This window comes from Streptosporangium sp. NPDC000509, assembly GCF_042898365.1.
In the GTDB taxonomy this organism is placed as follows: domain Bacteria; phylum Actinomycetota; class Actinomycetes; order Streptosporangiales; family Streptosporangiaceae; genus Streptosporangium.
Window position 1 is genome coordinate 12,870 of sequence record NZ_JBIAYX010000020.1, and the last position, 12,095, is coordinate 24,964.

1 protein-coding gene (only partly in view) is annotated in these 12,095 nt (G+C 71.6%); it reads left to right on the forward strand.

The window, feature by feature from the left end; all coding sequences use genetic code 11:
- Positions 1–12,095, forward strand: the 5' end (the start) of a protein-coding gene (locus ACFY3D_RS31845; RefSeq protein WP_389986293.1) for an SDR family NAD(P)-dependent oxidoreductase. Its footprint extends 38,500 nt past the window's final position; 12,095 of the gene's 50,595 nt are visible here — the first part of the coding sequence; its start codon is at positions 1–3; the stop codon falls past the right edge of the window.

The following is a 12,095-nucleotide window of genomic DNA, read 5'->3' on the forward strand; positions in this document are numbered from 1 at the left end:
ATGTCGCAGGACCGGAAGCTCGTTGACTACCTGAAGTCGGTCGCCGCCGACCTGCGCGAGACCCGTCGGCGGCTCCAGGAGGTCGAGTCGGGCAGGCACGATCCGATCGCGATTGTCTCGATGGCGTGCCGCTTCCCCGGTGATGTCAACTCCCCTGAGGACCTGTGGCGTCTTGTGGCCGACGGTGGGGACGGGATCGGGGAGTTCCCGACGTCGCGTGGCTGGGACCTCGGGATGGTGTACAACCCGGACAGGGAGAGCCGGGGCACCAGTTATGTGCGTGAGGGCGGCTTCCTGCACGACGCGGGGGTGTTCGATCCCGGGTTCTTCGGGATCTCGCCCCGTGAGGCGCTGGCGATGGACCCGCAGCAGCGGTTGCTTCTTGAGGTCTCCTGGGAGGCTTTCGAGCGGGCCGGGATCGACCCGATCTCGCTGCGCGGCAGCCACACGGGCGTGTTCGCCGGTGTGATCTACCACGACTACGGTCCGAGCGTCGAGTTCCCGCTGGACGTGCGGGGCTTCGTCAGCACCGGCACCGCGGGAAGCATCGCCACCGGGCGTATCGCCTACACGCTGGGCCTGGAGGGCCCGGCGGTGACGGTGGACACCGCCTGCTCGTCGTCGCTGGTCGCGCTGCACCTGGCCGCGCAGGCGCTGCGCTCGGGCGAGTGCGATCTCGCCCTGGCCGGAGGCGTGACCGTGATGGCCACGCCCGGAATGTTCATCGACTTCAGTGCGCAGGGCGGCCTGGCGGGTGACGGGCGGTGCAAGGCGTTCTCCGACGCGGCGGACGGCACGAGCTGGGCCGAGGGCATCGGCATGCTGGTGCTGGAGCGGCTCTCGGACGCCCAGCGCAACGGCCACGAGGTGCTGGCGGTGGTGCGGGGTTCGGCGATCAACCAGGACGGCGCGTCCAACGGGTTGACCGCGCCGAACGGTCCTTCCCAGCAGCGGGTGATCCGCCAGGCGCTCGCCGGTGCCGGACTCACTCCCGCGAACGTGGACGTGGTGGAGGCGCACGGTACCGGCACCACGCTGGGTGATCCGATCGAGGCGCAGGCGTTGCTGGCGACGTACGGTCAGGATCGGCCGGAGGATCGGCCGCTGCTGCTGGGGTCGGTGAAGTCGAACATCGGTCACACGCAGGCGGCGGCCGGTGTGGCGGGTGTGATGAAGATGGTGCTCGCGATGCGGCACGGGTTGCTGCCTCGGACGTTGCACGTGGACGCGCCGTCCTCGCACGTGGACTGGTCCTCGGGCGCGGTGGAACTGCTGACCGAGAGCAGGCCGTGGCCCCAGGTGGATCGACCGTGGCGGGCGGGTGTGTCGTCGTTCGGTTTCAGCGGCACGAACGCGCACGTCATCATCGAACAGGGGCCGGGAGCTCCTGACGCCGAGCCTGGCGCGGATGAGCGGGCACCGGCGGGCGCGGGCGTGGTGCCGGTGGTGGTGTCGGGTCGTACGGCGGGGGCGTTGCGGGCGCAGGCCGGGCAGCTCGTGTCGTTCCTGGAGGGTGAGTCCGGTCTGGGGTTGGCCGATGTGGCGTTCTCGCTGGCGACGACGCGGTCGGCGTTCGAGCATCGGGCGGTGGTGCTGGCCGATGGTCGTGAGGGTGTGCTGGCCGGGTTGGGTGCGCTGGCCGAGGAGCGGCCGGGTGCGGGTGTGGTGCGCGGGGTGGCCGGGGCGCAGCCGGAACTCGCGGTGCTGTTCACCGGTCAGGGCAGTCAGCGGGCCGGGATGGGGCGGGAGCTGTATGAGCGGTTCCCGGTGTTCGCGGCGGCGTTGGACGCGGTGGTCGCGGAGCTGGATCCGCTGCTGGACGGGTCGTTGCGTGAGGTGGTGTTCGCCGAGCCGGGATCGGCTGAGGCGGAGGCGCTGGATCGGACCGGGTGGGCGCAGCCGGCGCTGTTCGCGGTGGAGACGGCGTTGTTCCGGCTGGTGGAGTCCTGGGGAGTGGCGCCGGATGTGCTGGCCGGTCATTCGGTCGGGGAGATCACGGCGGCGCATGTGGCGGGGGTGTTGTCGCTGGCTGACGCGTGTGCGTTGGTGGCGGCGCGGGCGCGGTTGATGCAGGCGTTGCCTGCGGGTGGGGCGATGGTGTCGGTGCGGGCCTCCGAGGAGGTGGTCGTCGAGCTGCTGGCCGGGCGGGAGAAGGAGGTGTCGGTCGCGGCGGTGAACGGTGCCGCGTCGGTGGTGATCTCCGGTACCGAAGAGGCCGTGCTGGAGGTGGCCGCCGCCTTGGAGGAGCGGGGGATCAGGGCGAAGCGGTTGCGGGTGTCGCACGCGTTCCATTCGCCGTTGATGGACCCGATGCTGGAGGAGTTCCGCACCCTGGCCCGGACGCTGTCCTACGACCCGCCGCGGATCCCGGTGGTCTCGACGCTGACCGGGGAGCTCGCCACCGACGAGCAGCTGTGCTCACCGGAGTACTGGGTGGAGCAGGTCCGCGGCGCGGTCCGCTTCGCCGACGCCGTGCGCACCCTGCACGGCCAGGGCGTGCGGGCTTACCTGGAGCTGGGCCCCGACGGGGTGCTCACCGCGATGGCCGCCGACACCCTCGCCGCCGACGCGGAGGCGCGCGAGCCGGACGCCGTGTTCGTGCCGGTACTGCGTAAGGACCGCGACGAGCACACGGCGGCGATGACGGCGCTCGCCGAGCTGCACGTGCACGGGGTGCCGGTGGAGTGGCGTTCGGTGCTGCCGGGCGGGCACCGGGTCGACCTGCCCACCTACCCGTTCCAGCACGAGTGGTACTGGCCCCGCGAACGGCGGATGGGTGACGCCAGAAACCTGGGGCTGGCTGCGGCGGGGCACCCTTTGCTGGGCGCCGCCGTGGCGCTCGCCGCCTCGGACGGCGTACTGCTGACCGGTCAGCTGTCGTTGCGGTCGCAGGCGTGGCTGGCCGATCACGTCGTGGCCGGAAGGGTGCTCTTCCCCGGCACCGCGTTCCTCGAGCTCGCCATCCGAGCCGGTGACCAGGTCGGCTGCGACCTGGTGGAGGAGCTCACCCTGGCGACGCCGCTGGTGCTGGGCGAGACCGACACCGTCGCGGTGCAGGTGTGGGTGGGCGCCGAGGAGTCCGGCCGGCGCGACCTGAGCATCTACACCCGGCCGGCCACGGCCGACGACGACGAGCCGTGGGTACGGCACGCGGTCGGTGTCCTCGCCGCCGGCGGCCAGGTCGCCGAGCGACTCGACACCGACGTCTGGCCGCCCCGGAGCGCGTCCGCGATCGAGCTGGACGGGCTGTACGAGCAGCTCGCCGAGGGCGGACTGAGCTATGGGCCGCTGTTCCAGGGACTGCGGGCGGCCTGGCGGCATGATGACGAGATCTTCGCCGAGGTGAGCCTGCCGAGCCGGCTTGAGTCGGACGCCGGTTCGTTCGGCGTGCATCCGGCCCTGCTGGACGCGGCACTGCACGTGGTGACCTTCGCGGGACTGGACGATGCCGAAGGCACCCGCCTGCCGTTCTCCTGGGGTGAGGTGTGCCTGCACGCCGGTGGGGCGTCGGCACTGCGGGTACGACTGGCCAGGACCGAGGGCGACGCCGTCTCGTTGACGGTGGCCGATGTCACGGGTGAACCGGTGCTGACGGCGCGGTCACTCGTACTGCGCCCGATCGCGGCGACCACCGGCGAAGGCGGCCGCCGGAGCGAGCAGGACCCTCTGTTCAGGGTGGAGTGGACGGCGCTGCCGTCGGCACGGGTGGCCCCGGTGGCCGACCCCGCGCCCAGGGTGACGGTGGCCGCCCTCGACGCGCTCGACCTCGCGGATCCGTCGGCTTTCGGGGACACGGACCGGGCACCGGGGGTCGTGGTGACCGAAGTGGTCTCCGATCGGGCCGGCGCGGTGGTGGACGCGACGCACCTCCTCACCACGCGTGTTCTCGACCTGCTGCGCCAGTGGCTCGCCGACGAGCGGTATCGCGATTCACAGCTGGTGTTCGTGACCCGGGGTGCGGTCGCCGCCGAAGACGGTGAGGTGGTGTCGGATCTGCCGGCCGCCGCGGTGTGCGGATTGGTGCGCAGTGCCCAGTCGGAGAACCCGGGCAGGTTCCTGCTGGTCGACATCGACGAAGACCAGGAGTCGCTGGCGGCTCTGCCCGGGATGCTGCCCATGGTGTTCGCCTCCGGTGAGCCGCAGGTGGCGGTACGAGCGGGTGGGGTGCGGGTGCCGAGGCTGGTGTCACTGACCTCGGGTGCGGGTCTGTTGCCTCCGGCCGGTGCGGGTTCGTGGCGGTTGGGCAGCCGGGCCAAGGGCAGCCTGGACGCGCTGGAGTTGCTTCCGTTTCCGGCGGCGGCCGAGCCGCTGCAGAGCGGGCAGGTTCGGGTGGCGGTGCGTGCGGCGGGGGTGAACTTCCGTGACCTGCTGGACGGTCTGAACGCACTCGGCTGGTTCCAGGACAAGGTCGGCCTGATGGGCAGCGAGGCCGCCGGTGTGGTGGTCGAGGTCGGTCCCGGCGTCGAGGACCTGCGCGTGGGCGACCGCGTGGTCGGCCTGGTCGAGGGTGGTTTCGGCCCGGTGGTGGTCGCCGGTGCCGGCGGGTTGGTCAAGATTCCCGACGGGTTCTCGTTCGAGCAGGCCGCGACGATCCCGGTGGCGTTCCTCACCACCTACTACGGGCTGATGGATCTGGCGGGCTTGCGGGAAGGCGAGCGGCTGCTGGTGCACGCGGGCGCCGGTGGGACCGGGATGGCGGCGATCCAGCTGGCCCAGCGGCTCGGGGTCGAGGTCTTCGCGACCGCGAGTCCGGCGAAGTGGGATGCGCTGCGGTCGATGGGCATCCCGGACGATCACATCGCCTCCTCGCGGAGTATGGAGTTCGAGGAGCGGTTCCGCGCGGTGTGCGGTGAGCGGGGTATCGATGTGGTGCTCAACTCGTTGACGGGTGAGTTCATCGACGCCTCGGCGCGCCTGCTGCGCCCCGGGGGCCGGTTCGTCGAGTTGGGCAAACTCGACATCCGCGACCAGGAGAGCTTCCCGGGGCTGGAGTACCACTGGTTCGACGTGATGGACGCCGGGCCCGAGCGGCTGCGGCAGATCCTGGCCGAGTTGATGGAGCTGTTCGCGGCCGGTGAGCTGCGGCCGTTGCCCGTCACGACCTGGGACGTGCGCCGGAGCCGGGAGGCGTTCCGGTTCATGAGCCAGGCCAGGCACACCGGCAAGATCGTGCTGACCATGCCCCGGCGCTGGGACCCGCAGGGCACGGTACTCATCACCGGCGGCACCGGCGGTCTGGGCGCGTTGTTCGCGCGGCATGCGGTGGCCGAGCATGGGGTACGGCGCCTTTTGCTGGTCAGCCGCCGGGGCCTGGAGGCTCCGGGGGCGGTGGAGCTGCAGGCCGAGCTGATCGCGCACGGGGTCGAGGTCACCGTCGCCGCCTGCGATGTGACCGACCGAGGTCAGGTCGAGGGCCTGCTGGCCGGGATCGATGCCGATCATCCGCTGACCGCGGTGATCCACACCGCCGGTGTGCTGGACGACGGGACCATTCTCTCGCTGACACCGGAGCGGCTGGATGCGGTGCTGCGGCCGAAGGTGGACGCCGCCTGGCATCTGCACGAGCTCACCCAGGGCCTGGATCTGGCCGAGTTCGTCATGTTCTCGTCAGTGGCGGGTGTGATCGGAGCTCCCGGGCAGGGCAACTACGCCGCGGCGAACTCGTTCCTCGACGCGCTGGCTCAGCACCGTGGGGCCGCCGGGCTGGCCGGGTTGTCACTGGTCTGGGGTGCGTGGGCTCAGGACAGTGGGATGACCGGCACCCTGAGCGACGGCGACATGGAGCGGCTGGCCCGTGCCGGTACGCCACCGATCGCACCGGAGCAGGGCGTCGCCCTGTTCGAGGCGGCGATCCGTTCCGGCGAACCGGTCGTGGCCCCGGTCCGGCTGGATCTGCCGGTGCTCCGCGCACAGGGCGAGGTTCCGCCGCTGCTGCGCAAGCTGGTGCGGGGAAGGCGTCGGTCCGCCGCGGGGAGGTCGGAGGCGGCCAGCACGCTGCTCCAGCGACTGGCTCCGCTCACGGTGGCCGAACGCGCCGAGGTCCTGGTGGACCTGGTACGTACCGAGGTGGCCCTGGTGCTGGGGCACGTCTCGCCGGAGACGGTGGAGGTGCGGCGGGAGTTCCGCGAGCTGGGGTTCGACTCGTTGACCTCGGTGGACCTTCGCAACCGGCTGAACGGCACGACCGGGTTGCGGTTGCCGGCCACGCTGGTGTTCGACTACCCGACGCCGGCCGTGCTGGCGGAGTTCCTGCTGGCCGAGTTGCTCGGCGAGCACGCGGACGTGGTGGCTCCCAGCGCGGTCCGGCCGGTGGCCGACGACCCGATCGTGATCGTGGGCATGGCATGCCGCTATCCGGGCGGGGTCACCTCGCCGGAGGACCTGTGGCGACTGGTCACCGAGGGCGCGGACGCGATCTCACCGTTCCCGACCACGCGTGGCTGGGATCCGGCGGCGTTCTACAGCCCCGATCGGGAGAACCGGGGCACCAGTTATGTGCGTGAGGGCGGCTTCCTGCACGAGGCCGGGGAGTTCGACCCGGGGTTCTTCGGGATCTCGCCGCGTGAGGCGCTCGCGATGGACCCGCAGCAGCGCCTGCTGCTGGAGACGTCGTGGGAGGCGATCGAGCGGACCGGGATCGACCCGGCGTCGCTGCGCGGCAGCCGTACCGGCGTGTTCGCCGGGGTCATGTACCACGACTACGCGACCAGCGTGTCGTTCCCGCCGGAGGTGATGGGGTTCGTCGGCACCGGCACCGCCGGAAGCGTGGCGACCGGTCGCCTTTCCTACACCTTCGGGCTGGAGGGCCCGGCGGTGACGGTGGACACCGCGTGCTCCTCCTCGCTGGTGGCGTTGCATCTGGCATCGCAGGCGCTGCGGAGCGGTGACTGCTCGCTGGCGCTGGCCGGCGGTGTGACCGTGATGGCCAACCCGGGACCGTTCATCGACTTCAGTGCCCAGGGCGGGCTGGCCGGTGACGGCCGGTGCAAGTCGTATTCGGATGCGGCCGACGGGGTCAACTGGTCCGAGGGTGTGGGCATGCTGGTGCTGGAGCGGCTGTCGGATGCCCGCCGCAACGGCCACCAGGTGCTCGCGGTGGTCCGCGGGTCGGCGGTGAACCAGGACGGCGCGTCCAACGGTCTGACCGCGCCGAACGGTCCCTCGCAGCAGCGGGTGATCCGTCAGGCCCTGGCCGGGGCGGGGCTCTCGGTGTCCGAGGTGGACGCGGTCGAGGGCCACGGTACGGGGACGACGCTGGGTGACCCGATCGAGGCGCAGGCGCTGCTGGCGACCTATGGGCAGGACCGGGACGAGGACCGTCCGCTGCTGCTGGGGTCGATCAAGTCGAACCTCGGTCATGCCCAGGCGGCGGCGGGTGTGGCCGGTGTGATCAAGATGGTCATGGCGATGCGGCACGGTGTGCTGCCCAGGACGTTGCACGTGGACACGCCGTCGTCGCATGTGGACTGGTCGGCGGGTGCGGTGGAGTTGCTGACCGAGCAGGTCGAGTGGCCTCAGACGGATCGTCCGCGCCGGGCGGGTGTGTCGTCGTTCGGGATCAGCGGCACCAACGCGCACGTGATCTTGGAGCAGGGGCCGGAGGCTCCTGAGCGGGAGTCGCGTGACCAGGGCCAGACGCCGGGTGCGGTGCCGTGGGTGGTGTCGGCGAGGACCCCTGAGGCGTTGCGCGAGCAGGCGAGCCGTCTGGGTGCGCTGGTGGAGACGGCCGACGAGCTTGACCCGGTGGATGTGGGGTCGTCGCTGGTGGTGTCGCGGTCGGTGTTCGAGCACCGTGCGGTGGTGGTCGGCGGGGATCGTGAGGGTTTGCTGGCGGGGTTGGGTGCGGTGGCTTCGGGTGAGCCCACGGCGGGTGTGGTGTCCGGGGTGGCCGATGTGGTGGGGAAGGCGGTGTGGGTGTTCCCGGGTCAGGGGGCGCAGTGGGTGGGGATGGGTGCGGCTCTGTTGGAGGAGTCGGCGGTGTTCGCGGCTCGGATGGCCGAATGTGCGGCGGCGTTGGAGCCGTTCGTGGAGTGGTCGCTGCTGGAGGTGGTGCGGCAGGTGGAGGGTGCGCCGGGGTTGGATCGGGTGGATGTGGTGCAGCCGGTGTCGTTCGCGGTGATGGTGTCGTTGGCGGCGGTGTGGGAGTCGCTGGGGGTTCGCGCGGACGCGGTGGTGGGTCATTCCCAAGGTGAGATCGCGGCGGCGGTGGTGGCCGGCGGGTTGTCGTTGCAGGACGGTGCGCGGGTGGTGGCGTTGCGCAGTCAGGTGATCGGGCGTGGGCTGGCGGGGTTGGGGGCGATGGCGTCGGTCGCGCTCCCGGTCGAGCGGGTCGCCGAGCGGGTGGCTGCCTGGGACGGGCGGATCTCGGTGGCGGCGGTGAACGGCCCGAGCTCTGTGGTGGTGGCCGGTGAGATCGCAGCCGTCGAGGAGCTGGTGGAGCAACTGGGCACTGAAGAGGTGCGGGTGCGGCGGATCGCGGTGGACTACGCCTCGCATTCGGCGCAGGTGGATCTGATCGGCGAGGAGCTGGCGCAGGTGCTGGCGGGGGTGGCGCCGCAGCCGGTGCGGGTGCCGATGCTCTCGACGGTGACCGGCCAGTGGGTGGAGGGCCAGGAGCTCGATGGCGGGTACTGGTGTGACAATCTGCGGCGCACGGTGAGCTTCGCTCCGGCGATCGGGCAGTTGCTGGAGCAGCGGTATCGGGTGTTCGTCGAGGTGAGCTCGCATCCGGTGCTCACCGTCGGGGTCGGTGAGTGCGTGGACGCGGCCGAGGTGGAGGCCGTGATCGCCGGGACGCTGCGCCGCGACGAGGGCGGCCTGGAGCGGGTGCTGGTCTCGGCGGCCGAGCTGTTCGTGCGCGGCGTGGCAGTGAACTGGCAGCAGGTGCTGACCGGTGGCCGGCGGGTGGATCTGCCCACCTACGCCTTCCAGCATGAGCGGTTCTGGCCGGTGGGAGCAGGTTCCCAGGTGGGCAACGTGGCCGCGGCGGGGCTGGCGGTGGCGGGGCATCCGCTGCTGGGCGCCGCCGTGGGCCTGGCCGACTCCAACGGTGTGCTGCTGACCGGGCGGTTGTCGCTCTCGTCGCACCCGTGGCTCACCGATCACGCGGTGGCCGGAACGGTGATCTTCCCGGGTACCGGTTTCCTGGAGCTGGCGGTGCGGGCCGGTGACCAGGTCGGATGTGACCTGGTGGAGGAGCTCACCCTGACGGCGCCGCTGGTGCTGGGCGAGACCGATGCCGTCGCGGTGCAGGTGTGGGTGGGGGCCGCGCAGGAGACAGGTCACCGGAGCGTGAACGTCTACGCCCGGTCGGCGCAGGCGGCCGACGACGTGCCGTGGGTGCGGCACGCCACCGGCACGCTGGCCGTCGGCGCCCCGGCCACCGGTGCTCCCGATGCCGGGCCGTTCGACGCGACGGTCTGGCCTCCGGCCGGCGCGACCGCGATCGGGCTGGACGGGGCGTACGAAGGGCTGGCCGCGGGCGGGTTCGAGTACGGCCCCGTGTTCCAGGGGCTGCGGGCGGCCTGGCGTGGTGTCGATGGTGAGGTGTTCGCCGAGGTCGCGCTGCCCGAGCAGACGGCGTCGAGCGCGGGTTCGTTCGGGGTGCATCCGGCGCTGCTGGACGCGGCGCTGCACGCGGTGCCGTTCGTCGGGCTGGAGCCGGTGGAGGGCGGCCGGTTGCCGTTCTCCTGGGGGCAGGTGAACCTGCAGGCCACCGGAGCGGCGATGCTACGCGTGCGACTGCTCCGGACGGGTGATGACGCCGTGTCGCTGACGGCGGTGGACGCCGCGGGCGAGCCGGTGCTGTCGGCGCGGTCGCTGGTGCTGCGCCCGTTCACGCCTGACCAGCTCGCCGTCGGCGGCGGTCAGGTGGCGGAGCGGGATGGGCTGTTCCGGCTGGACTGGACCCCGCTTTCCGAGATTTCGGTGGCTGACCCTGCGCCGGTGGCGGTGGTCGGTTTCTCCGGGTTCGAGCCGGACGCCCTGAGCCTCGTGGCGATGTGGGAGTCGGCCGGGCACTCGGTGCCGGTTCACCGTGATCTGTCGGCGTTGGGCGAGGCGGGGCCGGTGCCGGGGACGGTGCTGGCCGAGGTGATGACCGATTCCGCCGGGGACGCGGTGGCCTCGGCGCGTGCGGTGACGGCCGGGGTGCTGGCTCTGCTGCAGGGGTGGCTGGCCGATGAGAGGTGTGCCGATTCGCGGCTGGTGTTCGTCACCCGGGGCGCGGTCGCGGCCGGTGACGATGAGACGGTCTCCGATCTGGCGGCCGCTGCCGTGTGGGGCCTGGTGCGTAGTGCGCAGTCGGAGAACCCGGGCCGGTTCGCGCTGGTCGATCTGCGCCATGGTGAGTACGGAGACGAGTATCCGGACCCGGCTGCGGATGAGACCTCGCCTGATGCGCCGAGGGTTGCGCTTCCCGTGCTTCCCGCACTGCTGAGCGGGGTGCTGGCTTCCGGTGAGCCGCAGGTGGCGGTGCGTGAGGGTGGGGTGCGGGTGCCGAGGTTGGCGTCGCTGACCTCGGGTGCGGGCCTGTTGCCTCCGGCCGGTGAGAAGGCGTGGCGGTTGGGCAGCCGGGCCAAGGGCAGCCTGGACGCGTTGGAGTTGCTTCCGTTCCCGCAGGCGGGCGAGCCGTTGGAGGCCGGTCAGGTTCGGATGGCGGTGCGTGCGGCGGGGGTGAACTTCCGTGACCTGCTGGACGGGTTGAACGCGCTGGGGTGGTTCCAGGACAAGGTCGGCCTGATGGGTGGCGAGGCCGCCGGTGTGGTGCTTGAGGTCGGCCAGGGGGTGGAGGACCTGCGCGTGGGTGACCGCGTGGTCGGCCTCACCGAGGGCGGTTTCGGCCCGGTGGTGGTCACCGGTGCCGGCGGGGTGACCAGGATCCCCGACGGGGTCTCCTTCGAGCAGGCCGCGACGATCCCGGTCTCGTTCCTCACCACCTACTACGGGCTGATGGATCTGGCCGGGTTGCGCGAGGGTGAGTCGCTGCTGGTCCACGCGGGCACCGGTGGGACCGGGATGGCGGCGATCCAGCTGGCCCAGCGGCTCGGGGTCGAGGTGTTCGCCACGGCCAGCCCGGCGAAGTGGGATGTGCTGCGGTCGATGGGCATCCCCGACGATCACATCGCCTCCTCGCGCACCCTGGAGTTCGAGGAGCGCTTCCGCGCGGTGTGCGGTGAGCGGGGCGTCGATGTGGTGCTCAACTCGTTGACGGGTGAGTTCATCGACGCCTCGGCGCGTCTGCTGCGTCCCGGGGGCCGGTTCGTGGAGATGGGCAAGCTCGACATCCGTGACCAGGAGCAGTTCCCCGGGCTGGAGTACCACTGGTTCGACGTGCTGGACGCCGGGCCCGAGCGGTTGCGGCAGATCCTGGTCGAGTTGATGGAGTTGTTCGCGGCGGGTGAGTTGCGGCCGTTGCCGGTGACGACCTGGGATGTGCGCCGTGGCCGGGAGGCGTTCCGGTTCATGAGCCAGGCCAGGCACACCGGCAAGCTCGTGCTGACGATGCCCCGGGTCTGGGACCCGGAGGGCACGGTGTTGATCACCGGTGGGACGGGTGGTCTGGGTGCGGAGGTCGCTCGGCATCTGGTGGCCGAGCACGGCATGCGGCATCTGCTGCTGGTCAGCCGCCGGGGTCTGGAGGCTCCGGGTGCGGTGGAGTTGCAGGCGGAGTTGATCGCGCACGGGGTCGAGGTCACGGTCGCCGCGTGCGACATGGCCGACCGGGACGCGGTGGCCGGTCTGCTGGCCGGGATCGATGCCGATCACCCGCTGACCGCGGTGATCCACGCGGCCGGAGTCCTGGACGACGGGACGATCGCCTCGTTGACGCCGGAGCGGCTGGATGCGGTGCTGCGGCCGAAGGTGGACGCGGCGTGGCATCTGCACGAGCTCACCGAGGGCATGGATCTGGCCGGGTTCGTGGTGTTCTCCTCGCTCGCCGGGTTGATGGGCGGCGCGGGTCAGGGTAACTACGCGGCGGCGAACGCCTGGCTGGACGCGTTGACGGCGCGGCGCCGGGCGCAGGGACTGCCGGGGCTGTCGCTGGCATGGGGTTTGTGGGCGCAGGCCACCGGGATGACCGGGGCCATGTCGCA